The sequence below is a fragment of the Mycolicibacterium parafortuitum genome, assembly GCF_002086815.1.
Lineage (GTDB): Bacteria > Actinomycetota > Actinomycetes > Mycobacteriales > Mycobacteriaceae > Mycobacterium > Mycobacterium parafortuitum.
Genome location: NZ_MVID01000013.1, coordinates 105,727 through 132,306 on the forward strand (window position 1 = coordinate 105,727; position 26,580 = coordinate 132,306).

General features: G+C 67.6%; 25 protein-coding genes and 1 tRNA gene. 23 read left to right on the top strand and 3 right to left on the bottom strand.

From position 1 onward, the window contains the following. Positions 1-31: 31 nt before the first annotated feature. Positions 32-104 (bottom strand) — tRNA-Arg (locus BST38_RS15715). 101 nt (positions 105-205) lie between these two features. On the opposite strand from BST38_RS15715, the gene argS reads away from it, so the two are divergent. From argS to rho, 6 genes are all read left to right on the top strand, one after another. Then, positions 206-1,858 carry an arginine--tRNA ligase gene (gene argS / locus BST38_RS15720; protein WP_083144264.1) on the top strand — a complete coding sequence of 551 codons (1,653 nt, stop codon included), beginning with the start codon at positions 206-208 and terminating at the stop codon, positions 1,856-1,858. Beyond that, complete coding sequence (gene lysA / locus BST38_RS15725) at positions 1,855-3,270, top strand: diaminopimelate decarboxylase (RefSeq protein ID WP_083144265.1); 1,416 nt, start codon at positions 1,855-1,857, stop codon at positions 3,268-3,270. Before argS ends, lysA begins: the two co-directional genes overlap by 4 nt. Before the next feature lie 4 nt (positions 3,271-3,274). After that, entirely contained in the window at positions 3,275-4,603 is a 1,329-nt protein-coding gene (locus BST38_RS15730; RefSeq protein WP_083144266.1) for a homoserine dehydrogenase, read from the top strand. Then, positions 4,600-5,679: a threonine synthase gene (gene thrC / locus BST38_RS15735; RefSeq protein ID WP_083144267.1), complete on the top strand. Its 1,080-nt coding sequence runs from the start codon at positions 4,600-4,602 to the stop codon at positions 5,677-5,679. The genes BST38_RS15730 and thrC overlap by 4 nt, the downstream gene beginning before the upstream one ends. Positions 5,680-5,690: 11 nt before the next feature. After that, positions 5,691-6,647 (top strand): homoserine kinase, encoded by a 957-nt coding sequence (gene thrB, locus BST38_RS15740; protein WP_083144268.1) that lies wholly within the window; start codon positions 5,691-5,693, stop codon positions 6,645-6,647. A gap of 272 nt (positions 6,648-6,919) precedes the next feature. After that, entirely contained in the window at positions 6,920-8,938 is a 2,019-nt protein-coding gene (gene rho, locus BST38_RS15745; protein WP_083144269.1) for a transcription termination factor Rho, read from the top strand. A 49-nt stretch (positions 8,939-8,987) separates the two neighbouring features. Here rho and BST38_RS15750 read toward each other — a convergent pair whose 3' ends face one another. Beyond that, positions 8,988-9,665, bottom strand: a complete 678-nt coding sequence (locus BST38_RS15750; RefSeq protein ID WP_083144270.1) for a TetR/AcrR family transcriptional regulator — start codon at positions 9,663-9,665, stop codon at positions 8,988-8,990. A gap of 100 nt (positions 9,666-9,765) precedes the next feature. Here BST38_RS15750 and fadD1 point away from each other — a divergent pair, with 100 nt between their 5' ends. From fadD1 to BST38_RS15830, 16 genes are all read left to right on the top strand, one after another. After that, positions 9,766-11,340: a fatty-acid--CoA ligase FadD1 gene (gene fadD1, locus BST38_RS15755; RefSeq protein ID WP_083144271.1), complete on the top strand. Its 1,575-nt coding sequence runs from the start codon at positions 9,766-9,768 to the stop codon at positions 11,338-11,340. 189 nt (positions 11,341-11,529) lie between these two features. After that, positions 11,530-11,742, top strand: a complete 213-nt coding sequence (gene rpmE, locus BST38_RS15760) for a 50S ribosomal protein L31 (RefSeq protein WP_083144272.1) — start codon at positions 11,530-11,532, stop codon at positions 11,740-11,742. Positions 11,743-11,839: 97 nt separating this feature from the next. Then, positions 11,840-12,913 (top strand): peptide chain release factor 1, encoded by a 1,074-nt coding sequence (gene prfA / locus BST38_RS15765; protein WP_083144273.1) that lies wholly within the window; start codon positions 11,840-11,842, stop codon positions 12,911-12,913. A 23-nt stretch (positions 12,914-12,936) separates the two neighbouring features. Continuing rightward, the gene (prmC, locus tag BST38_RS15770) at positions 12,937-13,764 is read left to right on the top strand and encodes a peptide chain release factor N(5)-glutamine methyltransferase (protein WP_110781767.1); all 828 of its coding nucleotides are present in this window, start codon (positions 12,937-12,939) and stop codon (positions 13,762-13,764) included. Positions 13,765-13,777: 13 nt separating this feature from the next. After that, a complete protein-coding gene (locus BST38_RS15775) occupies positions 13,778-14,440 on the top strand; it encodes an L-threonylcarbamoyladenylate synthase (protein ID WP_165761601.1) in 663 nt (220 codons plus the stop codon). A gap of 11 nt (positions 14,441-14,451) precedes the next feature. Further along, positions 14,452-15,669, top strand: coding sequence for a glycosyltransferase family 4 protein (locus BST38_RS15780; RefSeq protein ID WP_083144275.1), 1,218 nt, complete (start codon positions 14,452-14,454; stop codon positions 15,667-15,669). 280 nt (positions 15,670-15,949) lie between these two features. After that, positions 15,950-16,396: an ATP synthase subunit I gene (locus BST38_RS15785; protein WP_083144276.1), complete on the top strand. Its 447-nt coding sequence runs from the start codon at positions 15,950-15,952 to the stop codon at positions 16,394-16,396. 48 nt (positions 16,397-16,444) lie between these two features. After that, a complete protein-coding gene (gene atpB, locus BST38_RS15790; protein ID WP_083144277.1) occupies positions 16,445-17,215 on the top strand; it encodes a F0F1 ATP synthase subunit A in 771 nt (256 codons plus the stop codon). A 105-nt stretch (positions 17,216-17,320) separates the two neighbouring features. Then, positions 17,321-17,581 (top strand): F0F1 ATP synthase subunit C, encoded by a 261-nt coding sequence (locus BST38_RS15795; protein WP_003931026.1) that lies wholly within the window; start codon positions 17,321-17,323, stop codon positions 17,579-17,581. Positions 17,582-17,590: 9 nt separating this feature from the next. Then, complete coding sequence (locus tag BST38_RS15800; protein WP_083144278.1) at positions 17,591-18,091, top strand: F0F1 ATP synthase subunit B; 501 nt, start codon at positions 17,591-17,593, stop codon at positions 18,089-18,091. Continuing rightward, positions 18,092-19,429: a F0F1 ATP synthase subunit B/delta gene (locus tag BST38_RS15805; protein WP_083144279.1), complete on the top strand. Its 1,338-nt coding sequence runs from the start codon at positions 18,092-18,094 to the stop codon at positions 19,427-19,429. 52 nt (positions 19,430-19,481) lie between these two features. Beyond that, complete coding sequence (atpA, locus tag BST38_RS15810) at positions 19,482-21,128, top strand: F0F1 ATP synthase subunit alpha (RefSeq protein WP_083144280.1); 1,647 nt, start codon at positions 19,482-19,484, stop codon at positions 21,126-21,128. 25 nt (positions 21,129-21,153) lie between these two features. Next, complete coding sequence (locus tag BST38_RS15815; RefSeq protein ID WP_083144281.1) at positions 21,154-22,083, top strand: F0F1 ATP synthase subunit gamma; 930 nt, start codon at positions 21,154-21,156, stop codon at positions 22,081-22,083. Positions 22,084-22,124: 41 nt separating this feature from the next. After that, a complete protein-coding gene (gene atpD / locus BST38_RS15820) occupies positions 22,125-23,552 on the top strand; it encodes a F0F1 ATP synthase subunit beta (protein WP_083144282.1) in 1,428 nt (475 codons plus the stop codon). Positions 23,553-23,582: 30 nt separating this feature from the next. Then, positions 23,583-23,948, top strand: coding sequence for a F0F1 ATP synthase subunit epsilon (locus BST38_RS15825; RefSeq protein WP_083144283.1), 366 nt, complete (start codon positions 23,583-23,585; stop codon positions 23,946-23,948). Between the two features lie 6 nt (positions 23,949-23,954). Beyond that, positions 23,955-24,401 (top strand): DUF2550 domain-containing protein, encoded by a 447-nt coding sequence (locus tag BST38_RS15830; protein WP_083144284.1) that lies wholly within the window; start codon positions 23,955-23,957, stop codon positions 24,399-24,401. On the opposite strand, the gene BST38_RS15835 is transcribed toward BST38_RS15830, so the two are convergent. After that, positions 24,395-24,970 (bottom strand): cob(I)yrinic acid a,c-diamide adenosyltransferase, encoded by a 576-nt coding sequence (locus BST38_RS15835; protein ID WP_083144285.1) that lies wholly within the window; start codon positions 24,968-24,970, stop codon positions 24,395-24,397. The genes BST38_RS15830 and BST38_RS15835 overlap by 7 nt on opposite strands. An 80-nt stretch (positions 24,971-25,050) precedes the next feature. Here BST38_RS15835 and murA point away from each other — a divergent pair, with 80 nt between their 5' ends. Then, positions 25,051-26,304, top strand: coding sequence for a UDP-N-acetylglucosamine 1-carboxyvinyltransferase (murA, locus tag BST38_RS15840; RefSeq protein WP_083144299.1), 1,254 nt, complete (start codon positions 25,051-25,053; stop codon positions 26,302-26,304). The last annotated feature ends 276 nt before the right edge of the window (positions 26,305-26,580 follow it).

A 26,580-nucleotide genomic window follows, 5' to 3' on the forward strand; every position in this document is an offset into this window, starting at 1 on the left:
CGACGGCGCGTAGGCCGATCTGGTGAGAAAGTGCCCCCGGCAGGATTCGAACCTGCGGCCTTCTGCTCCGGAGGCAGACGCTCTATCCCCTGAGCTACGGGGGCGCTGCTGAGATGCTGCGCCGAACGGGCGTGGATAGCGTAGCGCATGCCGCGGGTGGAAACGGATTCGGTAGGTAACAGCGCAGACCATAGGATGGATCCCCGTGACCCCTGCCGATCTGGCCCAGCTGCTCAAGGCCACCGCGACCGCGGTGCTGGCCGAGCATGGCCTCGACACCGCCGCGCTGCCCGACACCGTCACCGTCGAGCGCCCGCGCAACCCCGAGCACGGTGACTACGCCACCAACCTGGCGTTGCAACTCGGCAAGAAGGTGGGCGCCAACCCGCGCGAGCTGGCCGGCTGGCTGGCCGCCGCACTCGTCGCCGACGACGGGATCGCCGCCGCCGACGTCGCGGGACCCGGTTTCGTCAACCTGCGTATCGAGGCCGCCGCGCAGAACGTGATGGTCGGCAACGTCATCGCCGCGGGCGCCGGCTACGGCGGATCCACCGCGCTGGCCGGCAAGAAGATCAACCTCGAGTTCGTCTCGGCGAACCCGACCGGGCCCATCCACATCGGCGGCACCCGGTGGGCGGCCGTCGGCGACGCGCTGGGCCGGCTGCTGAGCACCCAGGGCGCCGAGGTGGTGCGCGAGTACTACTTCAACGACCACGGTGCGCAGATCGACCGGTTCACCAACTCGCTCATCGCGTCCGCGAAAGGGGAGCCGGCGCCCGAGGACGGCTACGCGGGGACCTATATCGCCGAGATCGCCGATGCGGTCGTCGCCAAGGAACCCGGTGTCCTGAACCAGCCCGACGCCCAGATGCGGGAGACGTTCCGGGCCATCGGCGTGAACTTGATGTTCGACCAGATCAAGGCGTCGCTGCACGAGTTCGGCACCGACTTCGACGTCTTCACCCACGAGGACTCGATGCACACCTCCGGCCGGGTGGAACAGGCCATCAGCAAGTTGCGCGAGACTGGCTTCGCCTACGAGAAGGACGGCGCGGTCTGGTTGCGCACCACCGACTTCGGCGACGACAAGGACCGTGTCGTCATCAAGAGCGACGGCAACCCGGCCTACATCGCCGGTGATCTCGCCTACTTCCTGGACAAGCGCAAGCGTGGATTCGACCTGTGCATCTACATGCTCGGCGCCGACCATCACGGCTACATCGCCCGGCTGAAAGCCGCCGCCGCGGCCCTCGGCGACGATCCCGACACCGTCGAGGTGCTGATCGGGCAGATGGTCAACCTGGTGCGCGACGGGCAACCGGTCCGGATGAGTAAGCGTGCGGGCACCGTCATCACCCTCGACGACCTCGTCGAGGCGATCGGCGTGGACGCCGCCCGGTACTCGTTGATCCGCAGCTCGGTCGACACCCCGATCGACATCGACCTGGCGCTGTGGTCCTCGGCATCCAACGAGAACCCGGTCTACTACGTGCAGTACGCGCACGCGCGGCTCTCGGCGCTGGCCCGCAACGCCGCCGAGCTCGGAATCGCCCCCAACACCGCGCACCTGGACCTGCTGACGCACGACAAAGAGGGTGTGCTGATCCGCACCATCGGCGAGTTCCCGCGGGTTCTCCGGCAGGCCGCCGAACTGCGTGAGCCGCACCGGGTCTCGCGCTACCTGGAGGACCTCGCCGGCGACTACCACCGGTTCTACGACGCGTGCCGCGTACTGCCGCAGGGCGACGAGGCACCCGGCGACCTGCATGCGGCCCGGCTCGCGCTGTGCGCGGCAACCCGTCAGGTGATCGCCAACGGACTGGGCATCCTCGGCGTCAGCGCCCCGGAGCGGATGTGATCGCCCACCCCGCCGGACCGCGGCATGCCGAAGTGCCCTCGGCCGCCGCGCCCGAGCGGCCCCTGACCGCAGCCGAGGTTCTGCAGCTCGCGCCGAACGTGTGGCCGCAGAGCACTGTTCGCGGTGACGACGGTGTCGTGTCGATCGCCGGGGTGTCGGTGGCCGATATCGCCGCCGAGTTCGGCACCCCGGTCTTCGTCATCGACGAGGCCGATTTCCGGGCACGCTGCCGCGACATCTCGGGCGCGTTCGGCGGCGGCGAGTACGTCCACTACGCCGCGAAGGCCTTCCTGTGCACCGAGATCGCCCGCTGGGTTGACGAGGAGGGGCTGTCCCTCGACGTCGCCACCGGGGGAGAGCTCGCCGTCGCGCTGCACGCCGGCTTCCCGGCCGAGCGGATCACGGTGCACGGCAACAACAAATCGACCGCCGAGCTGACCGCGGCGGTCAAGCACCGTGTCGGCCACGTCGTGGTCGACTCGATGATCGAGATCGAGCGCCTCGATCGCATCGCGGCCGAACTCGGTGTCGTCCAGGACGTGCTGGTGCGCGTCACCGTGGGTGTGGAGGCGCACACCCACGAGTTCATCTCGACCGCCCACGAGGATCAGAAGTTCGGGCTGTCGCTGGCCTCCGGTGCGGCCATGGATGCGGTGCGCAAGGTGTTCGCGGCCGACAACCTGCGCCTGGTCGGCCTGCACAGCCACATCGGATCGCAGATCTTCGACGTGGCCGGCTTCGAGATCGCCGCGCACCGCGTGATCGGGCTGCTGCGGGATGTGGTGTCCGAGTTCGGCGTCGAGAAGACCGCGCAGATGGACATCGTCGATCTCGGTGGCGGCCTGGGCATCTCCTATCTTCCCGACGACAACCCGCCACCGATGAGCGAGCTGGCGAGCAAACTGCAGGCCATCGTGCGCAGCGAGTCGGCGGCCGTCGGGCTTCCCGCGCCGAAGCTCGTCGTCGAGCCGGGACGCGCGATCGCCGGACCCGGCACCATCACGCTCTACGAGGTCGGCACCGTCAAGGACGTCGCGGTCAGCCCGACCGCACACCGCCGCTACGTCAGCGTCGACGGCGGGATGAGCGACAACATCAGGACCTCGCTGTACGGCGCCGAGTACGACGTGCGGCTGCTGTCGCGGACCAGCGAGGCCGCCCCCACGATGTCCCGGGTGGTCGGCAAACACTGTGAGACCGGGGACATCGTGGTGCGCGACGCATGGCTGCCCGACGACGTAACCCCGGGGGACCTGCTCGGCGTCGCCGCCACCGGCGCATACTGCTATTCGATGTCGAGCCGTTACAACCTGATCGGCCGACCGGCCGTGGTGGCCGTGCGCGACGGGCGAGCACGCCTGATCCTGCGCCGGGAGACGGTCGAAGATCTTTTGAGTCTGGAAGTGAGGTGACGCGTTGAGCGACGCGAAGAGCAACGAGATCGGCGTAGCCGTACTCGGGCTGGGCAACGTGGGCAGCCAGGTGGTGCGCATCATCGAGGAGAGCGCATCCGACCTCGCCGCCCGCATCGGCGCCCCGCTGAAGGTGCGCGGCATCGGCGTGCGCCGGGTGGACACGGACCGCGGGGTTCCCGCGGACCTGCTCACCGACAACATCGAGGAGCTCGTCTCCCGTGACGACGTCGACATCGTCGTCGAGGTGATGGGCCCGGTCGAACCCGCCCGCAAGGCCATCCTGGCCGCGCTTGAGCAGGGCAAGTCCGTCGTGACCGCCAACAAGGCGCTGATGGCGGTCTCGGCCGGCGAGCTCGCCGCAGCCGCCGAGAGCGCGCACGTCGACCTGTACTTCGAGGCCGCGGTCGCCGGCGCGATCCCGGTGATCCGCCCGCTGACCCAGTCATTGGCCGGCGACACCGTGGTGCGGGTGGCCGGAATCGTCAACGGCACCACCAACTACATCCTCTCCGAGATGGACAGCACCGGAGCCGACTACGCCTCCGCGCTGGCCGACGCCGGCGCATTGGGATACGCCGAGGCCGACCCGACCGCCGACGTCGAGGGTTTCGACGCCGCCGCCAAGGCCGCGATCCTGGCCTCGATCGCGTTCCACACCCGCGTCACCTCCGACGACGTGTACCGCGAGGGCATGACGAAGGTGTCGGCCGCCGACTTCGCGTCCGCGCGCGCCCTCGGCTGCACCATCAAGCTGCTCGCCATCTGTGAGCGCATCACGGACAACGAAGGGCAGGAACGGGTTTCGGCGCGCGTCTACCCGGCACTGGTGCCGCTGGAGCATCCGCTGGCGTCGGTCAACGGAGCCTTCAACGCGGTCGTCGTCGAGGCCGAGGCCGCCGGCCGGCTGATGTTCTACGGCCAGGGCGCCGGTGGCGCGCCCACCGCGTCGGCAGTGCTCGGCGACCTGGTGATGGCCGCGCGCAACCGCGTGCAGGGCGGCCGCGGACCGCGTGAGTCGAAGTACGCGAAGCTGCCCATCGCGCCGATCGGGCTGATCCCGACCCGCTACTACGTGAACATGAACGTCGCCGACCGGCCCGGTGTGCTGTCGGCGGTGGCGGCGGAGTTCTCCAAGCGTGAGGTCAGCATCGCCGAGGTGCGCCAGGAAGGCATGGTCGACGAGGGCGGTCAGCGCTGCGGCGCCCGCATCGTGGTGGTCACCCACCAGGCGACCGACGCGGCGCTGTCGGAAACCGTTGCCGCGCTTGCCGATCTCGACGTCGTACAGGACATCAACAGCGTCCTGCGTTTGGAAGGGACCACAGAGTGAGCACCACCAGTGCCGTGCACCAGCCGTGGCCGGGCCTCATCGAGGCCTACCGCGACCGGTTGCCGATCGAGGACAGCTGGACCACCATCACGCTGCGCGAAGGCGGTACGCCGCTGCTGCCCGCGCCGCGGCTGTCGGAGTACACCGGGTGCACGGTCCACCTGAAGGTCGAAGGCCTCAACCCGACCGGGTCCTTCAAGGACCGCGGTATGACGATGGCGGTGACCGAGGCCGTGTCCCGCGGCCAGCAGGCCGTGCTGTGCGCGTCCACCGGCAACACCTCGGCCTCGGCCGCCGCGTACGCGGCGCGGGCGGGGATCACGTGTGCGGTGCTGGTGCCGCAGGGCAAGATCGCGATGGGCAAGCTCGCCCAGGCGGTCATGCACGGCGCGAAGATCATCCAGATCGACGGCAACTTCGACGACTGCCTCGAACTCGCCCGCAAGCTCACCGCGGACTTCCCGACGGTGTCACTGGTGAACTCGGTCAACCCGTTCCGCATCGAGGGGCAGAAGACCGCGGCGTTCGAGATCGTCGACGCCCTCGGTGACGCCCCCGACATCCACGCGCTTCCCGTCGGCAACGCGGGCAACATCACCGCGTACTGGAAGGGTTACACCGAGTACCACCGCGACGGTCTGTCCTCCAAGCTGCCCCGCATGCTGGGTACGCAGGCCGCGGGCGCCGCGCCGCTGGTGCTCGGCGAACCGGTCAGCGATCCCGAGACCATCGCGACCGCGATCCGCATCGGCTCACCGGCGTCCTGGACGTCGGCGGTGGAAGCCCAGCAGCAGTCCGACGGGCGTTTCCTGGCCGCCACCGACGAAGAGATCCTCGCCGCCTACCACCTGGTGGCCCGCGCGGAAGGCGTGTTCGTCGAGCCCGCATCGGCCGCGAGCATCGCCGGCCTGTTGAAGTCGATCGAGGACGGCTGGGTCGCCAAGGGTTCCACGGTCGTGTGCACCGTCACCGGAAACGGCCTCAAGGACCCCGACACCGCGCTCAAGGGAATGCCCGCGGTCATCCCGGTCCCGGTCGACCCGGTCGCCGTCGTCGCGAAGCTCGGCCTGGTCTAGAGCCAACGATCGTGACCCGCACTCTCCCATCGGGCCTGTCTGCGACCGCGGAGGTCGCAGCCTCGAGCGCCAACCTCGGTCCCGGCTTCGACAGCCTGGGCCTGGCGCTGAGCCTGTACGACGAGATCACCGTGGAGACCGCGGATTCCGGTCTGGTCATCGAGGTGGACGGTGAAGGTGCCGGTCAGGTGCCGCTGGACGCGTCGCACCTGGTGGTCCGCGCGATCGAGCGGGGCCTGCGGGAGAACGGCGTCGCCGCATCGGGTCTTATCGTCCGCTGCCGCAACAACATTCCGCACTCGCGAGGGCTCGGCTCGTCGGCCGCCGCGGTAGTCGGCGGCCTCGCTGCCGCCAACGGTCTTGCCGCCCAAGGTGACTCGACACCCATGTCGGCAGACCGGCTCGTCCAGGTGTCGTCGGAGTTCGAAGGGCATCCCGACAACGCCGCCGCCGCCGTGCTCGGCGGGGCGGTGGTGGCCTGGACCGCGAAGCAGGACGGCGCCCCGCGGTACGCCGCCGCGCCGATCCGGCTGCATCCGGGCATCAGTGTGTTCGCCGCGATCCCGCAGGTGCGCTCGTCGACCGCGGAGACGAGGGTGCTGCTGCCCGAACAGGTCAGCCACGCCGACGCCGGCTTCAACCTGAGCCGAGCTGCGCTGCTCGTGGTCGCGCTGACCGAGCGGCCGGACCTGCTGCTGGACGCGACCGAGGACGTGCTGCACCAGCCGCAACGAGCTTCGGCGATGCCCGCATCCGCGGAATACCTCGCCGTGCTGCGGCGTTGTGGGGTGGCAGGTGTGCTGTCGGGCGCCGGGCCTTCGGTGCTGGCTTTGAGTACCGAACCGGAGTTGCCCGCCGACGCACTGGAGTACGGGGCCCGAGCCGGGTTCTCCGTGGTCAAGATGTCGGTGGGGCACGGGGTCAGCTGGACCTCCGGGGTCGCTGCGAGCGCTCGGCGCGAGCAGTAACACCGGCAACATGCGGATCGCGGGGTTTCTTGCTTCCAACTCGGATGCGGGTTATCCTCGCTCTCGTCCAGCAATCGCAGCTTCTTCACCTGCGCCGACACTAGGACGACTCTTCTTTCAAGTGTTCAAATTTGTGGACTGGCGGTTCGCCGTATCGGCGAAACCCGGCGATCACCGTTGCAGTGGCAATGGCGTGACCTAGGCGTTCAGCGGATTGGTTGAACGCACAGAACCCCCGCGTGACGAGATCAGCGGGGGAAGAAAGGAAATCCGTGACTGATACGGACCTCTTCACGGCTGGTGGCAGCGCCGAAAGCGGCGAACTGCAGAACCCCGTGACCTCAGACATCTCGACCTCGGCGCCTGCCGAGAACGCGCCGGCGGCTGCCCCCGCCCGTCGCGGCGGGGCGCTGACCAGCATGGTCCTGCCCGAACTGCGGGCGCTGGCCAAGGAAATCGGCGTCGAGGGCGCCTCCGGCATGCGCAAGGGCGAGCTGATCGCCGCGATCCGTGAGCGTCGTGGCGAATCCAACGGCGCCGGCGCCAAGAAGGATGCCCCCGCGCCCGCCGAGCAGAGCGCTCCGGCCGCCGCCGAGCAGCCCGCCGCCGAGCAGCCCGCCCCTGAGCAGCCCGCAGCCGAGCAGCCCGCCGAGGCGCAGCCGCAGCAGCGCCGCCGTGAGCGCCGCGGGGCGTCGCGTGAGCAGGGCGGTACCGGCGGTGGCGAGCAGCCCAAGAACCAGGACGCCAAGAACCAGGACGCCAAGAGCCAGGACGCCAAGAACCAGGACAATGCCGACACGGCGCAGTCCGGAGGCGAGCAGGACACCCGTCGCCGCCAGGACAACCAGGGCGGCCGTCAGGACAACCAGGACAACCGCGACAGCAACCGGGATGCCGGCCAGAACGCGAAGTCCGGCGGTGACTCGGATAACCGGGGCGACAACCGCGGCGACAGCGGTGAACAGCAGGGTGGCGGACAGAACCGCCGCGACAACAACTCCGGCGGTGGACGTTCGGACAACGACGACGACGGCGAGGGCCGTCAGGGCCGTCGCGGCCGCCGGTTCCGCGACCGCAAGCGACGCGAGCGTGGCGGCGACGGTGGTGGCGGCGGTGAGCGCGACACCGAGCTTCGTGAGGACGACGTCGTGCAGCCCGTCGCGGGCATTCTCGACGTGCTCGACAACTACGCGTTCGTGCGGACCTCCGGCTACCTCGCCGGCCCCAACGACGTGTACGTGTCGATGAACATGGTGCGCAAGAACGGCCTGCGCCGCGGCGACGCCGTGACCGGCGCGGTCCGCGTGGCCAAGGACGGAGACCAGAGCAATCAGCGGCAGAAGTTCAACCCGCTGGTCCGTCTGGACACCGTCAACGGCAAGCCGGTCGAGGAGGCCAAGAAGCGGCCCGAGTTCACCAAGCTCACCCCGCTGTACCCGAATCAGCGGCTGCGCCTGGAGACCACCGGCGACAAGCTGACCACGCGTGTCATCGACCTGATCATGCCGATCGGCAAGGGTCAGCGCGCGCTGATCGTGTCCCCGCCGAAGGCCGGTAAGACCACGATCATGCAGGACATCGCCAACGCGATCACCCGCAACAACCCGGAATGCCATCTGATGGTCGTGCTCGTCGACGAGCGTCCTGAAGAGGTCACCGACATGCAGCGCTCGGTCAAGGGTGAGGTCATCGCCTCGACCTTCGACCGGCCGCCGTCAGACCACACCCAGGCCGCCGAGCTCGCGATCGAGCGGGCCAAGCGGCTCGTCGAGCAGGGCAAGGACGTCGTGGTGCTGCTCGACTCCATCACTCGGCTGGGCCGCGCCTACAACAACGCGTCGCCGGCCTCGGGCCGCATCCTGTCCGGTGGTGTCGACTCGACCGCGCTGTACCCGCCCAAGCGGTTCCTCGGCGCGGCGCGCAACATCGAAGAGGGCGGCTCGCTGACCATCATCGCGACCGCGATGGTCGAGACCGGCTCGACCGGTGACACCGTGATCTTCGAGGAGTTCAAGGGCACCGGTAACGCGGAGCTCAAGCTGGACCGCAAGATCGCCGAGCGCCGGGTGTTCCCGGCCGTCGACGTCAACCCGTCGGGCACTCGCAAGGACGAGCTGCTGCTCTCGCCCGACGAGTTCGCGGTCGTGCACAAGCTGCGGCGCGTGCTGTCGGGCCTGGATCCGCATCAGGCCATCGACCTGCTGATGAGTCAGCTGCGCAAGACCAAGAACAACTACGAGTTCCTGGTCCAGGTCTCCAAGAACACGCCCGGCGGCAACGGCGACGACTGAGTGATTCGGGTGTAGTTGGTCAATCTGACGTTGACCAACTACGCCGAAATCACCACCCCGCCGGATTCGCGCGGAGCGCGGCGACGATATAGCGGCGGGCGTGCCGCAGCACCGACTCGTGGTCCTCGATGTTGCACTGCTCGCCGGGCACGGTGGCGAGGCTCATCATGATGCGCGCGATCCACTCGGCCGCCTCGGCGCGGTCCGTCCCGGGATGGATCTCGCCTCGGTCGACCGCGGCCTGGATGTAGGGCTCCCAGAACGCCGCGATCTCGGGGATCAGCCCGCGCACGCCGAGACCCACGCATGCGGTGAACGCCTCGGGTTCTTCCTGGCGCAGCTTGAGGACGAGTGCTCCGGGAGTCTCGGATTCCTCCCGGGCCAGGGCCACCCCGACGGCGATCTGCTGGTCGAGACCCGTCACCGCGTCGAGGCGGGATCGGGACTCGGCCCAGAACGCGTCGTTGAGCCGCACGATCGCCGCGCCCAACAGTTCGGACTTGTCGGGGAAGTGCCGGTAGAGCCAGCCCCGGCTGACACCGGCCACCTCGGCGACCTCGGAGACCGTGGTGGCGCGGATCCCTTTGGCGGTCAGGCACTGTTCGGCCGCGTCGATGAGACGGTCCCGGACGGATCGCGCGGGAGGTTTGGCCGCGGCGCCCTCGACGAAATCCGGCAGTGGATTCGCTGCCAGTGAATTCTGTACGGCGCCCGCGCTCATCGGCATATCTTCGCAAATGAATCGCGTGTTGTGGCTGAGGTAGGCTGCGCGCTTGATCCAGTAGACAACTCGCGGGATCTGTTCACACTCGGAAAGGGTGGGGGGCTTGGCCGAGACGGTTCAGCAGCTGCTGCGGGAGCGGGCAGCCGACGACGGCACCGCGATGACCTACGACGGCCGGACCTGGACCTGGCGTGAGCATCTGGCCGACGCGGCCGCCCAGGCCGCCGCGTTGATCGGCATCGCCGACCCGTCGCGACCCCTGCACGTCGGGGTGCTGCTGGGCAACAACCCCGACATGCTGACGGCGATGGCCGCCGCGGGTCTCGGCGGTTACGTGCTCGTCGGCGTCAACAACACCCGCCGCGGCGAGGGGCTCGGCCGCGACGTCCGCCGCGGCGACTGCCAGATCCTCGTCACCGACACCGAACACCGGGCCCTGCTCGACGGCGTCGACCTGCCCGGGGTGCGCGTGCTGGTGATCGGGAGCCCGGAATGGGCGGAACTGCTCGCCCAGTCCGGCGAGCTGACTCCGCACCGCGAAGTCGCGGCGACCGACACGTACATGCTGATCTTCACGTCGGGCACCAGCGGTGACCCGAAGGCGGTCAAGATGATGCACGCGATGGTGCTGCTCGCCGGCGCCGCGCTGGTCGGGCGGTTCGCGCTGACCTCGAAGGATGTCTGCTACCTGGCGATGCCGCTGTTCCACAGCAACGCGGTGCTGGCCGGCTGGTCGGTGGCGCTGAACTCCGGTGCCGCGATGGCGCCGGCACGCTTCTCCGCCTCCGGTTTCCTCGACGACATCCGCCGCTACGGCGTCACCTACATGAACTACGTGGGCAAGCCGCTGGCCTACATCCTGGCGACCGCGGAGAAGCCGGACGACGGCGACAACCCGCTGCGGGTCGCATTCGGCAACGAGGCCACCGACCGCGACATCGCCGAGTTCGCGCGGCGCTTCGGCTGCGACGTATGGGACGGGTTCGGATCGACGGAGAACGCGGTCACCGTCACCCGCGAGGAAGGCTGCCCGCCCGGCTCGATCGGCAGGGGTTTCCCCGGAGTGGCGATCTACGACGCCGACACCGTGACCGAATGTGCGGTCGCCGAGTTCGACGAGCACGGCGCGCTGGTCAACGGCGACGACGCCATCGGCGAACTGGTCAACACCCAGGGTGCGGGCATGTTCGCCGGGTACTACAACGACCAGGACGCCACCGAGGACCGGATGCGGCACGGCATGTTCTGGTCAGGGGACCTGGCCTACCGCGATGCCGACGGCTGGATCTACCTCGCGGGGCGGACCGCCGACTGGATGCGCGTCGACGGGGAGAACATGACCTCCGCGCCGATCGAACGCATCCTGATCCGCGAACCGGCCATCAGCATGGTCGCGGTGTACCCGGTGCCCGATGAGTTCGTCGGCGACCAGGTGATGGCCGCGATCGTGCTGCAGGACGACGCGACGCTGACCCCCGAACAGTTCGGCGCGTTCCTCGCCGAGCAGCCCGATCTGTCCCCGAAGGCCTGGCCCCGGCACGTCTGGGTCGCCGACGACCTGCCCAGCACCGCGACCAACAAGGTGCTCAAACGTGAACTGGTCGCGATGGGCACCGCGGCGCGCGGCCGCACGTTGTGGAAGCGGGACGGCCGCAAGTACCTCGTTACGACCGAGTAGGTGTCCGAGTAGGTGACCGAGCAGGAATAGCGGCCGTCGAATGCGCGTTTAGGCTGCTGGCGGTTGACCTGGCATAATCAGGTCCAGCCTTCCGGCCTCCGGCCGGGTGCCGTCACCTCGGTTCCGGTTCACGCCGCAAACCTCCCGGTACGGGAGGGGCGACCCGGGCCCACGATCGAAGAGGAAACCATGAAATCAGGCATCCATCCTGACTATGTCGAGACCAACGTGCTGTGTGGCTGTGGTGCGAGCTTCACCACCCGCAGCACCAAGAAGAGCGGCAACATCACCGTCGAGGTCTGCTCGCAGTGCCACCCGTTCTACACCGGCAAGCAGAAGATCCTCGACAGCGGCGGTCGTGTGGCCCGCTTCGAGAAGCGCTACGGCAAGCGCAGCAAGTAGCTGTCGCAACGGCGCCCGTTCTGCCGCACTTCATGCGCAGACCGGGCGCCGTTTCGCGCTTCTGGGTTGAATTCCGGCACGTTGAGGAGGAGTCGAGATGGCCGACGCTGCACCGGCGATCGAGGCGATTCTCGCCGAGTACGGCGAGCTGGAACAGCGGCTGTCCGATCCCGAACTGCACTCTGACGCCTCCGCCGCCCGCAAGGTGGGCCGACGCTTCGCGCAGATCTCGCCGATCGTGGCCACCTACCGCAAGCTCGAAGCGGCCCGAGGTGATCTCGAGGCCGCCAAGGAACTCGCCGCCGACGACGCGTCGTTCGCCGACGAGGTGACCGAGCTGACCGCCAAGATCGCCGAGCTCGACACCCAGCTGACGGATCTGCTCGCCCCCCGCGACCCCCACGACGCCGACGACATCGTGCTCGAGGTGAAGTCCGGCGAGGGCGGCGAAGAGTCGGCGCTGTTCGCCGCCGACCTGGCGCGCATGTACACCCGCTACGCCGAACGGCACGGCTGGACGGTCACGATGCTGGGGGAGACCACCTCCGACCTCGGCGGTTACAAGGACGCGACCCTGTCCATCGCGAGCAAGGGCGACTCCGCCGACGGCGTGTGGGCGAGGCTGAAATTCGAAGGTGGCGTGCACCGCGTCCAACGCGTGCCGGTCACCGAATCCCAGGGACGGGTGCACACCTCGGCGGCGGGCGTGCTGGTCTATCCCGAACCCGACGAGGTCGAACAGGTCCAGATCGACGAATCGGATCTGCGTATCGACGTCTACCGGTCATCGGGCAAGGGCGGTCAGGGCGTCAACACCACCGACTCGGCCGTGCGTATCACCCACCTGCCCACCGGCATCGTCGTCACCTGTCAGAACGAGCGTTCGCAGCTGCAGAACAAGGCGCGTGCGATGCAGGTGCTCGCGGCCCGGTTGCAGGCGCTCGCCGAGGAGCAGGCGCAGGCCGACGCCTCGGCCGACCGGGCCAGCCAGATCCGCACCGTGGACCGCAGCGAGCGGATCCGCACGTACAACTATCCCGAGAACCGCATCGCCGACCACCGGATCAACTACAAGGCGCACAACCTCGACCAGGTGCTCGACGGCGATCTCGACCCGCTTCTCGACGCCCTCGCGGCCGCGGACAGGCAAGCCCGGCTGCAGAACACGTGAACGTGGCCGACCCACCGGTGACGATGCGCCAGGCGATCGCCGATGCTGCCGCAGTCCTCGACGCCGCCGGGGTCGGGTCCCCGCGCGTCGACGCCGAACTGCTCGCCGCCCACCTGCTGGGCGTCGACCGCGGCAGGGTGGCGTTCGCCGACGCCGACGATGCGTTCGTGACCCGCTACCGGCAGCTGGTGGCCAGGCGCGCCGACCGTGTCCCGCTGCAGCATCTGACCGGCACCGCGGCCTTCGGGCCGCTCGACCTGCGGGTCGGGCCGGGCGTGTTCATCCCGCGGCCGGAGACCGAATCCCTGCTCGAATGGGTTCTCGCGCAACGACTTCCGCCCAATCCGGTGATCGTCGATCTGTGCACCGGGTCCGGTGCGCTGGCGGTCGCGCTCGCGCACGCCGTCCCGGGCGCCCGGGTGATCGCCGTCGACGACTCCGCCGACGCTCTGGATTACGCGCGGCGCAACGCCGCCGGTACCGCGGTGGAGCTGCTGCACGCCGACGTCACCGCGGACGGAGTATTGGGCGAATGGGACGGTGCCGTGGACCTCGTGGTGTCCAACCCGCCCTACATCCCCGACGGGGCAGTGCTCGATCCCGAGGTGGCAGACCACGATCCCGCGCACGCGTTGTTCGGCGGGCCGGACGGGATGGCCGTCATCGACCCGATCGTCGCGGTCGCGGCGCGGCTGTTGCGGCCCGGCGGGGTGTGCGCGGTGGAACACGACGACACCACCTCGCAGCGCACCGTGGACAGCTTCGTCCGCAGCGGGGCCTTCACCGAGGTGACCCCACGACACGACCTGGCCGGCCGTCCACGCTTCGTGACCGCGGTGCGGACCGGGTGAGAGGCTGGACACCGTGACCGAGATGTTCGACTGCTCCGATCCGCAGCAGCGGGCGACCGGCATCGCGTCGGCGATCAGCGCGCTCAAGGGCGGCAGGCTCGTGGTGATGCCGACCGACACCGTCTACGGGCTCGGCGCCGACGCCTTCGACGGCGAGGCGGTCGCGTCACTGCTGGAGGCCAAGGGCCGCGGCCGGAACATGCCCGTCCCGGTGCTGGTCGGGTCGTGGCACACCATCCAGGGTCTCGTGTACTCGGTGCCCGAAAGTGCCAAAGAACTCATCCGCGCGTTCTGGCCGGGAGCGCTGAGCCTGGTCGTGCAGCAGGCGCCGTCGCTGCACTGGGACCTCGGCGACGCCAACGGCACCGTGATGCTGCGCATGCCGCTGCACCCGGTCGCGATCGAGTTGCTGCGCGAGGTCGGGCCGATGGCCGTGTCCAGCGCGAACATCTCCGGAAACCCGCCGGCGGTCACCGCCGAGCAGGCCCGGGCCCAGCTCGGTGACCGGGTGGAGGTCTACCTCGACGGCGGCCCGGCCGAACAGCAGGCCGCGTCCACGATCGTCGACCTGACCGGTGCGCACCCGAGGGTGCTGCGGGAGGGTCCGGTGACGCTGGACGCGATCGCCAAGGTGCTGGGTGTGGAGGCGCAGACGCTGACCGCAGACGACGAGTGAATCCGGGCTCTGTGGATCTGGCTTCGGTGACGGTGACCGCCACGCGGGCGGGGGAGAGCGTGTTGGCGCTGTCCGACCGCGGCGCGGGCGTCCCGCTGCGTGAACTCGCGCTCGTCGGGCTGACCGCGGCCATCATCACCTACCTGGCCACCGGCTTTGTCCGGGTGCTCGCGACGCGCTGGGGCGCGGTGGCATATCCGCGTGAGCGCGATGTGCACCTGCAACCGATCCCGCGCATGGGTGGCCTGGCGATGTACATCGGGGTGGTGGCCGCCGTCCTGCTCGCCTCCCAGCTGCCCGCGCTGACCCGCGGGTTCGTGTACTCGACGGGTCTGCCCGCGGTCGTGGTGGCGGGCGGCCTGATCATGGTCGTCGGTCTGATCGACGACCGGTGGGGGCTGGACGCGCTGACCAAGTTCGCCGGCCAGATCACCGCGGCGAGCGTGCTCGTCACGATGGGCGTCGCGTGGAGCGTGCTCTACATCCCGATCGGCGGCGTCGGCACCATCGTGCTCGACCAGGTCGCCTCCATCCTGCTGACGCTGGCGTTCACCGTGGCGCTGGTGAACTCCATGAACTTCGTCGACGGACTCGACGGTCTGGCCGCGGGACTGGGTCTGATCACCGCATCGGCGATCTGCATCTTCTCGGTCGGGCTGCTGCGCGACCACGGCGGCGACGTGTTGTTCTATCCGCCGGCCGTCATCTCCGTGGTGCTGGCCGGTGCGTGCCTGGGCTTCTTGCCGCACAACTTCCACAAAGCCCGCATCTTCATGGGCGACTCGGGGTCGATGCTGATCGGTCTGATGCTCGCCGCCGCCGCGACCACCGCGGCGGGCCCGATCTCGCAGACCGCGTACGGGGCCCGCGACGTGTTCGCTCTGCTGTCGCCGTTCCTGCTCGTCGTCGCCGTGGTCTTCGTCCCGGCGCTCGACATGCTGCTGGCGATCATCCGGCGCACCCGCAAGGGGCTCAGCCCGTTCAGCCCGGACAAGATGCATCTGCATCACCGGCTGCTCGAGATCGGCCATTCCCACCGCCGGGTGGTGCTGCTGATCTATCTGTGGGTCGGCATCGTCGCGCTCGGTGCGGCCAGCACCATCTTCTTCGACCCGCGCTACACCGCGGCGGTGATGGCGGGCGCTCTGGTGGTCGCGATCGTGGTCACGTTGATACCGCTGCTCAGGCGTGGGAACAACGAGCCCGACGAGGTATACGACAAAAAGTAGTAGTGCCTCTTTTGTGGCTCTTACCATGTGTTAAGGTTTTCCCAGAACCCGAAAAGACCTCGCGGGTTGCCGGCCTCCGGGCGGTTCGATGGCATCGATCAGAGCATCGCCCCGGCTGGCATGACGACCGATATTCAGACCACATTTCGACCAAAACAGGGAGCAACCCCTTGGGTGATTCCAGCGCGCCCGACGCCCTCCGATACGCTACGGGCGCCACGCACAGGATCCACGGGAAGACCCCATCGATGCTTGACGACCGCCGGATTGAGGTGAAGCAGTGACGACGCCAGCGCAAGACGCGCCGTTGGTGTTCCCGTCCGTTGCTTTCCGGCCTGTCCGTCTGCTCGTCGTGTGCCTCGCGCTGACCGCGGTCGCGCTGCTGGCCTCGGGCTTCACCGGCAACATCCTCTTCGGCGCGTTCTTCGGTGTCGGTCTCGGTCTTGGCCTGGTCAACGCACTGCTGGTGCGCCGGGCCGTCGAGTCCATCACCGCCGAGGAACACCCCCTCAAAAAGAAGATGGCGGTGAACTCGGCCACCCGGCTGCTGGTCATCACCGCGATCGCGCTGACCATCGCGTTCGTCTTCCGGCAGCACGGCGGCCTCGCCGTACTCTTCGGGCTGGCGATCTTCCAGGCGCTGCTCGTGATGAGCACGAGCATCCCCGTGATGAAGAAGATCCGCCGCGACGGACTCAACGTGCTCGACACGGATTCGAAGGATTGATCTGAGCTACATGAACCGGCTGGACTCAATGGAGAGAAGACAGGGACGATGACCGAATCCATCCTCGCCGCAGAGGAAGGTGGCGCCGCCATCCACGTCGGGCATCACACGATGGTGTTCGAACTGTTCGGCATGACGTTCAACGGCGACACGATTCTGGCCACCGCGGTCACGGCCGTGATCGTCATCGCGCTGGCCTTCTACCTGAAGTCCAAGGTCACCTCGACCGGCGTGCCCGGCGGTGTGCAGCTGTTCTGGGAAGCGCTGACCATCCAGATGCGTCAGCAGATCGAGGGCTCCATCGGCATGAAGGTGGCACCGTTCGTGCTGCCGCTGTCGGTCGCGATCTTCGTGTTCATCCTGATCTCCAACTGGCTGGCGGTGCTGCCGTGGCAGTACGGCGGTTCGGACGGAGCCGCGGGCGAGCTGTACAAGCCGCCGGCCTCCGACATCAACTTCGTGCTCGCGCTCGCCCTGTTCGTGTTCATCTGCTACCACGCCGCGGGCATCTGGCGTCGCGGCGTGATCGGGCACCCGATCAAGGTCGTCAAGGGACACGTCGCGTTCCTCGCGCCGATCAACATCGTCGAGGAACTCGCGAAGCCCATCTCGCTGGCGCTGCGACTTTTCGGCAACATCTTCGCCGGCGGCATCCTGGTGGCGCTCATCGCGATGTTCCCCTGGTACATCCAGTGGTTCCCGAACGCGGTGTGGAAGACCTTCGACTTGTTCGTCGGCCTGATCCAGGCCTTCATCTTCTCCCTGCTGACGATCCTGTACTTCAGCCAGTCGATGGAGCTGGACCACGAAGACCACTGAGCGCGACGACTACATAGAGCTCTGACGCAGTAACCGCTAAGTCCCTACGACCAACGATCACGAACTCTGGCGGCACCGCCCCCAGTTATCAAGGAGGATAAGAGAATGGAAATCGACCCCAACGCCATCATCACTGCTGGTGCGTTGATCGGCGGCGGTCTGATCATGGGCGGCGGCGCGATCGGTGCGGGTATCGGTGACGGTATCGCCGGTAACGCCCTGATCTCCGGCATCGCCCGTCAGCCTGAGGCGCAGGGCCGGCTGTTCACGCCGTTCTTCATCACGGTTGGTCTGGTCGAGGCGGCCTACTTCATCAACCTGGCCTTCATGGCGCTGTTCGTTTTCGCCACTCCGGGCCTGCAGTAATCCACCGGCATGGGTGAACTCACCACATCTATCGTCGCCGCCGAAGAAGGCGGAGGGACCAGTAACTTCCTGATCCCCAACGGCACCTTCTTCGCCGTGCTGCTCATCTTCCTGATCGTGCTCGGCGTGATCGCGAAATGGGTTGTGCCACCGATCAGCAAGGTGCTGGCCGAGCGGGAGGCGATGCTGGCCAAGACCGCCGCCGACAACCGTAAGTCGGCCGAACAGGTCGCCGCGGCGAAGGCGGATTACGACAAGACCTTGGCCGAGGCCCGTGGCGAGGCATCCGCCATCCGCGACGAAGCACGTGTCGCCGGCCGTCAGGTCGTCGAGGAGAAGCGTGCGGCGGCCAGCGGTGAGGTCGCCGAGACGCTGAGCGCCGCGGACCAGCAGTTGTCGCAACAAGGTTCGGCCGCTCGGTCGGATCTGGAGTCCTCCGTCGACGGCCTGTCCGCGGCGCTGGCCAGCCGGATCCTGGGCGTCGACGTGAATTCAGGTGGGAGTCGTTAGATGTCGGTCTTCATCGGACAGCTGATCGGCTTCGCCGTCATCGTGTTCATCATCGTCAAGTGGGTCGTGCCGCCTGTGAAGGGGCTGATGCAGCGCCAGCAGGAGGCGATCCGGGTCGCGCTCGCCGAGAGTGCCGAGGCGAGCAAGAAGCTCGCCGACGCCGACGCGATGCACTCCAAGGCTGTCGAGGACGCGAAGAACGAGGGCCAGAAGGTCACCGACGAGGCGCGCCAGGATTCCGAGCGGATCGCGGCGCAACTCGCCGAGCAGGCCGATGCGGAAGCCGAGCGGATCAAGGCTCAGGGCGCACAGCAGGTTCAGCTGATGCGTCAGCAGTTGATCCGTCAGCTGCGGTCCGGCCTCGGCAGCGAGTCGGTGCAGAAGGCCGAAGAGATCGTGCGCAATTACGTGTCCGATCCGGCCGCGCAGTCCTCGACCGTCGACCGGTTCCTCGATGAACTCGACGCGATGGCACCGTCTTCCGTGGTGCTTGAGGCCGGGGCGACGCTGAACCTGCGCGCGGCGAGCCGCGAAGCCCTGGCCGAGCTGGTCAAGAAGTTCGAGTCGGTGGCCGACGGCGCCGATTCCGGCACCCTGACCACCCTCGCCGACAACCTGGTCGCTGTGGCCAAGCTCCTGCTGGCAGAACCCACGCTCACCAAGCACCTCGCCCAGGCCACCGATGACTCGGCGCCCAAGGTCCGCCTGGCCGAGCGCCTGTTCGACGGCAAGATCGACGGCAACGCGCTCGAGATCGTCAAAACCGCCGCCGCTCAGCGGTGGTCGGTCGAGAGCAACCTGATCGACGGACTCGAGCACGTCGCCCGGCTCGCCCTGCTGGCGCGTGCGGAGCGCGACGGGCAGAGCGAAGAGGTCGAGGACCAGCTGTTCCGGGTGGGACGGGTTCTCGACGAGCAGTCCCGGCTGAGCCGGCTGCTCGCCGACACCACGGTGCCCGCCGACAAGCGTGTCGAACTGCTCAACAAGGTGCTCGAAGGTGCCGGCGGCATCAACGCCACGGTGTCGGCTCTGTTGACGCAGACCGTCGAACTGCTCCGCGGTGAGCCCGCCGACTCGGCGGTCAGCGATCTCGCCGAGCTCGCCGTCACGCGGCGCGGCGAGGCGGTCGCCGAGGTCAAGGCCGCGGCCGACCTCTCGGAGCAGCAGCGCACCCGCCTGAAGGAGATCCTGAGCCGGATCTACGGCACCCCGGTGTCGGTCCAGCTCGACATCGATCCCGAGGTCCTCGGCGGACTCCTGATCACCGTCGGCGACGAGGTCATCGACGGCTCCATCTCATCGCGGTTGGATGCGGCCCGCACCGGGCTGCCGGACTGACCGCCCCAGAACTCGAGCAGTAACAAACACTAAGGCAGGAAGACGAAAAGCCATGGCAGAGTTGACAATCTCCGCTTCTGACATCGAAGGGGCGATCGAGGACTACGTCTCCTCCTTCACCGCCGACTCGGACCGGGAAGAAATCGGCACCGTGATCGACGCCGGTGACGGTATCGCCCACGTCGAGGGCCTGCCCTCGGTGATGACCCAGGAGCTCCTGGAGTTCCCGGGTGGTGTCCTCGGTGTCGCGCTGAACCTCGACGAGCACAGCGTCGGCGCGGTCATCCTCGGTGAATTCGAGAAGATCGAAGAAGGCCAGCAGGTCAAGCGGACCGGCGAGGTGCTCTCGGTTCCGGTCGGCGACGCCTTCCTCGGCCGCGTGATCAACCCGCTGGGCCAGCCGATCGACGGCCAGGGCGAGATCAAGGCCGACGGCCGCCGCGCACTCGAGCTGCAGGCGCCGTCGGTGGTTCAGCGCCAGGGCGTCGGCGAGCCGCTGCAGACCGGCATCAAGGCCATCGACAGCCAGACCCCGATCGGCCGTGGCCAGCGTCAGCTCATCATCGGCGACCGCAAGACCGGCAAGACGGCCGTCGCGGTCGACACCATCCTCAACCAGCGTGAGGCATGGGAAACCGGTGACCCGAAGCAGCAGGTGCGCTGCGTGTACGTCGCGATCGGCCAGAAGGGCACCACGATCGCCTCGGTGAAGCGGGCCCTCGAAGAGGGCGGCGCGATGGAGTACACCACCATCGTCGCGGCCCCGGCCTCCGACGCCGCAGGCTTCAAGTGGCTGGCCCCCTACACCGGTTCGGCCATCGGCCAGCACTGGATGTACGACGGCAAGCACGTGCTGATCGTGTTCGACGATCTGTCCAAGCAGGCCGACGCCTACCGCGCCATCTCGCTGCTGCTGCGCCGCCCGCCGGGCCGCGAGGCGTTCCCCGGCGACGTGTTCTACCTGCACTCGCGTCTGCTGGAGCGTTGCGCCAAGCTGTCCGACGAGCTCGGCGGTGGTTCGATGACGGGTCTGCCGATCATCGAGACCAAGGCCAACGACATCTCGGCGTTCATCCCGACCAACGTCATCTCGATCACCGACGGCCAGTGCTTCCTGGAGTCCGACCTGTTCAACCAGGGCGTGCGTCCGGCCATCAACGTCGGTGTGTCGGTGTCCCGCGTCGGTGGTGCCGCACAGATCAAGGCCATGAAGGAGGTGGCCGGCTCGCTGCGTCTGGAGCTCTCGCAGTACCGCGAGCTGGAGTCGTTCGCCGCCTTCGCCTCGGATCTGGATGCGGCCTCCAAGGCGCAGCTGGACCGTGGTGCCCGCCTCGTCGAGCTGCTCAAGCAGCCGCAGTACACGCCGTACCCGGTCGAGGATCAGGTCGTCGCGATCTTCCTCGGCACCAAGGGCCACCTGGACTCGGTGCCGGTCGAGGACGTCGCGCGGTTCGAGCAGGAAGTTCTCGAGCACGTGAAGGCTTCGCACGAGGATGTCCTCAAGGAGATCCGCGAGACCAAGAAGCTCTCCGAAGAGACCGAGGAGAAGCTGACGAACATCATCAACGAGTTCAAGAAGGGCTTCTCCGCTTCTGACGGCAGCTCCGTCGTGGTCAACGAAGCAGAGGCCGAGGCCATGGACGAAGCGGACGTCGAGAAGGAATCCGTCAAGGTCCGCAAGCCGGCCCCGAAGAAGTAGGACCGAGAGGGGTCTGGAGAGCTAGATGGCTGCAACACTGCGCGAGCTACGTGGACGCATCCGTTCCGCCGGGTCGATCAAGAAGATCACCAAGGCCCAGGAACTGATCGCCACGTCGCGAATCGCCAAGGCGCAGGCCCGAGTCGAGGCGGCTCGGCCCTACAGCACCGAGATCACCAACATGCTCACCGAGCTTGCCAGCGCCAGCGCGCTGGATCACCCGCTGCTCGTCGCACGGGAGAACCCGCGGCGGGCCGCGGTGCTGGTGGTGTCCTCGGACCGGGGGTTGTGCGGTGCGTACAACGCCAACGTGCTCCGCCAGTCCGAAGAGCTGTTCGCGTTGCTGCGGGAAGAGGGCAAGGAACCCGTCGTCTACACGGTCGGGCGAAAGGCGCAGGGCTACTTCAGCTTCCGTCAGCGCGAGATCACCGAGGCGTGGTCGGGCTTCTCCGAGCGGCCCACCTACGAGAACGCGAAGGAGATCGCCGACACCCTGGTGGCGGCTTTCATGTCCGGCGCCGACGACGAGGGTGACGACGCCGGTGCCGACGGCATCCTCGGGGTCGACGAACTGCACATCGTCTTCACCGAGTTCCGGTCGATGCTGTCGCAGTCGGCCGCGGCCCGCCGGATCGCGCCGATGGTCGTCGAGTACGTCGGGGACGAGCAACCCGAAGACGGCCCGCAGACGCTGTTCTCGTTCGAGCCGGACGCGGAGACGCTGTTCGACGCACTGCTGCCGCGCTACGTGGCGACCCGCGTGTACGCCGCACTTCTTGAGGCCGCGGCCTCGGAGTCGGCGTCCCGCCGACGCGCCATGAAGTCGGCGACCGACAACGCCGATGACCTGATCAAGGCGCTGAAGCTGTCGGCCAACCGCGAACGTCAGGCGCAGATCACCCAGGAAATCAGCGAGATCGTCGGTGGCGCCAACGCGCTCGCCGACTCGCGCTAGCCGACCAACTACACAAGCCCCTCCCAGGAAGCGAAAGAGAAATGACTGCTACCGCAGAGAAGACGACGGGTCGCGTCGTTCGCATCACCGGCCCCGTGGTCGACGTGGAGTTCCCGCGTGGCTCCGTCCCCGAACTGTTCAACGCGCTGCATGCCGACATCACCTACAAGGAGCTGTCGAAGACGCTGACGCTCGAGGTCGCCCAGCACCTCGGTGACAACCTGGTGCGCACCATCTCGATGCAGCCCACCGACGGCCTGGTCCGCGGCGTCGAGGTCACCGACACCGGCAACTCGATCTCGGTGCCCGTCGGCGACGGCGTCAAGGGCCACGTGTTCAACGCCCTGGGCGACTGCCTCGACGAGCCCGGCTACGGCAAGGACTTCGAGCACTGGTCGATCCACCGCAAGCCGCCGGCCTTCTCCGAGCTGGAGCCCCGCACGGAGATGCTGGAGACCGGCCTCAAGGTCGTCGACCTGCTGACCCCGTACGTCCGCGGCGGCAAGATCGCCCTGTTCGGCGGCGCCGGCGTGGGCAAGACGGTGCTCATCCAGGAGATGATCAACCGTATCGCCCGCAACTTCGGTGGTACCTCGGTGTTCGCCGGCGTCGGCGAGCGCACCCGTGAGGGCAACGACCTGTGGGTCGAGCTCGCGGACGCGAACGTGCTCAAGGACACCGCGTTGGTGTTCGGCCAGATGGACGAGCCGCCGGGCACGCGTATGCGTGTCGCCCTGTCGGCGCTGACGATGGCGGAGTACTTCCGCGACGAGCAGCAGCAGGACGTGCTTCTGTTCATCGACAACATCTTCCGGTTCACCCAGGCCGGTTCCGAGGTTTCGACCCTGCTCGGTCGTATGCCTTCGGCCGTGGGTTACCAGCCCACGCTGGCCGACGAGATGGGTGAGCTGCAGGAGCGCATCACCTCGACCCGCGGTCGGTCGATCACCTCGATGCAGGCCGTGTACGTGCCCGCCGACGACTACACCGACCCGGCCCCGGCGACCACGTTCGCCCACCTCGACGCCACCACCGAGCTTTCTCGTACGGTGTTCTCGAAGGGCATCTTCCCGGCGGTGGATCCGCTGGCGTCGTCCTCGACGATCCTCGACCCGGCCGTGGTCGGCGACGAGCACTACCGCGTTGCCCAGGAAGTCATCCGGATCCTGCAGCGCTACAAGGATCTGCAGGACATCATCGCGATCCTCGGTATCGACGAGCTCGCCGAAGAGGACAAGCAGCTGGTGCAGCGTGCGCGTCGTCTGGAGCGCTTCCTGAGCCAGAACATGATGGCGGCCGAGCAGTTCACCGGCCAGCCCGGCTCCACGGTGCCGCTGAAGGAGACCATCGAGGCCTTCGACAAGCTCACCAAGGGCGAGTTCGACCACCTGCCCGAGCAGGCGTTCTTCCTCATCGGTGGTCTCGACGACCTGGCGAAGAAGGCCGAGAGCCTCGGCGCCAAGCTGTGATGTCTCTGACTGCGCGAAAGGTGGTGTGACATGGCGGATTTGCACGTCGAGATCGTCGCCGTGGAGCGCGAGCTGTGGTCGGGTGACGCGACTTTCGTGTTCACCCGCACCACCGCAGGCGAGATCGGCATCCTGCCGCGGCACATTCCGCTGGTCGCCCAGCTCGTCGACGATGCCATGGTGCGCGTCGAGCGTGAGGGCGAAGACGACCTGCGCATCGCGGTCGACGGCGGGTTCCTGTCGGTGACCGAGGAAGCCGTCCGCATCCTGGTCGAGAACGCACAGTTCGAGTCCGAGATCGACGCTGATTCCGCGAAGCAGGATTCGGAATCGGACGATGAGCGGACCGCGGCATGGGGTCGGGCGCGTCTGCGCGCTCTGGGCCAACTCGACTGATCGCCGATGAGCGCGTCCATGCTGTTCATGGTCGCGCTCGTCGGTGTGCTCCTTCTGGTTGTCATCGCGCTGTTCTACCGGCTGTGGAAACTACGCCAGGTCGGTGGAACCGCAGCGATCCTTCGCGACGTCCCAGCAGTGGGAGGCCATGGTTGGCGCCACGGTGTGATGCGCTACCGCGGGGGAGAGGCCGGTTTCTACCGGCTGTCGAGCTTCCGCTGGTGGCCCGATAGGACGCTGACGCGGCGAGGTTTGGAGATCGTCTCGCGGCGTGCGCCCCGGGGCGACGAGTTCGACATCATGAACGATCAGACCGTCATCCTCGAACTACGGGATACCGGTCCGGAACGCGGCCGCGGTTATGAGATCGCACTGGATCGCGGCGCGCTGACCGCGTTCACGTCGTGGTTGGAGTCGCGGCCGTCACCGCGGGCGCGCCGGCGCGGTCACTGACGTTGACCGCCGGGCTGCCAGAGCACATCACCGTCGGGGTTCGCGGCCCTGGACAGGATGAACAGCAGGTCCGACAGCCGGTTCAGGTACTTGGCGGGTAACACACTGACGGAGTCGCCGTGGGTCTCCACGGCGTGCCAGGCCGAGCGCTCCGCCCGACGTGTCACCGTGCGCGCGACGTGCAGCAATGCCGACAGTGCCGTCCCCCCGGGGAGGATGAAGGAGTTCAACGCCGGCAGCGGTTCGTTGAACTCGTCGCACCACGTCTCCAGCCGGTCGATGTACTCCTGCTTGATGCGCAGCGGCGGGTATTCGGGGTTCTCCACGACCGGCGTCGACAGGTCGGCGCCGGCGTCGAACAGGTCGTTCTGGATCTGGCGCAGGACTTTCGAGATCCGTTCCCCGGGTGCGCCGAGAGCCACCGCGACACCGATGGCCGCGTTGGCTTCGTCACAATCGGCATACGCCGCGAGGCGGGCGTCGTTCTTCGAAACCCGGCTGAAATCACTGAGGCCGGTGGTGCCGTCGTCGCCGGTCCGGGTATAGATCCGCGTCAGGTGAACTGCCATGGTCAAACGGTACCGGGATGACTCCGAAGGCCACGGCTCGGCAGCCTGACATGGCCCAACGGGCTGTCTACACTTACCGCGTGAGCGAGCGATTCGTGGTGACCGGTGGTTGCCGGTTATCAGGCGAAGTAGCTGTCGGGGGCGCGAAGAACAGCGTCCTCAAGCTGATGGCCGCGGCACTGCTCGCTGAGGGCACCAGCACCATCACCAACTGCCCGGACATTCTGGACGTGCCGTTGATGGCCGAGGTGCTGCGCGGGTTGGGCGCCACCGTCGAACTCGAGGGTGACGTCGTGCGCATCACGTCACCCGACGAACCCAAGTACGACGCCGACTTCGCCGCGGTTCGGCAGTTCCGCGCGTCGGTGTGTGTGCTCGGACCGTTGGTGGGCCGCTGCAAGAAGGCCAGGGTCGCGTTGCCCGGCGGAGACGCGATCGGTTCCCGGCCGTTGGACATGCACCAGGCCGGGCTTCGGCAACTCGGGGCCCGATGCAACATCGAGCACGGATGTGTGGTCGCCGAGGCCGATCACCTGCGGGGCGCCGAGATCCAGTTGGAGTTCCCGTCCGTCGGGGCTACCGAGAACATCCTGATGGCGGCGGTGTTGGCCGAAGGGGTCACGACGATCCACAACGCCGCGCGCGAACCGGACGTCGTCGACCTGTGCACGATGCTCAACCAGATGGGCGCGCAGATCTCCGGCGCCGGATCGTCGACGATGACGATCATCGGGGTGGACAAGCTTCACCCGACCGAGCACAAGGTGATCGGCGACCGGATCGTCGCCGCGACGTGGGGGATAGCCGCCGCGATGACGCGCGGCGACATCTCGGTGACCGGAGTGGACCCGTCGCACCTGCAGTTGGTTCTGCACAAACTGCACGATGCCGGCGCCACGGTGACCCAGTCCGATGACGGGTTCCGCGTGGTGCAGTACGAACGTCCGAAAGCGGTGAACGTCGCGACGCTTCCGTTCCCGGGGTTCCCGACCGACCTGCAACCGATGGCGATCGGCCTGGCGGCCGTCGCCGACGGGACGTCGATGATCACCGAGAACGTTTTCGAGGCGCGCTTCCGGTTCGTCGAGGAGATGATCAGGCTCGGCGCCGACGCCCGAACCGATGGTCATCACGCGGTCGTCCGGGGGATCCCGCAGTTGTCGAGTGCTCCTGTGTGGTCGTCGGATATCCGCGCCGGCGCCGGGCTGGTGCTGGCGGGTCTGGTCGCCGACGGCGACACCGAAGTGCACGACGTGTTCCACATCGATCGCGGCTACCCGAAGTTCGTGGAGAATCTGGTCGCTTTGGGTGCGGAGATCGAGCGGGTCAGCTAGACTTGGTGGGCCGAAAAGGCCTTCCACGCTGGCGATTTGGAACCTGACGCGAACTCTGCGTAGTATTTCCAACATCAGCAGCGAGCCCCCGGGGGTCCGGAAGGAAATCCGGGGCAGCGGCTTGACCGCCCCCCAGGGCTTATGTAGACTGGTGAGGTTGCCTTAAAACAGGCTCTGTTGTTTGAGAACTCAATAGTGTGTTTGGTGGTTTTTGTTTGTTGTTTTTTGATCCGCCTCTTTTTCCCGTTTAGGGGTGGGTTGTTTTTTGATGCCAGT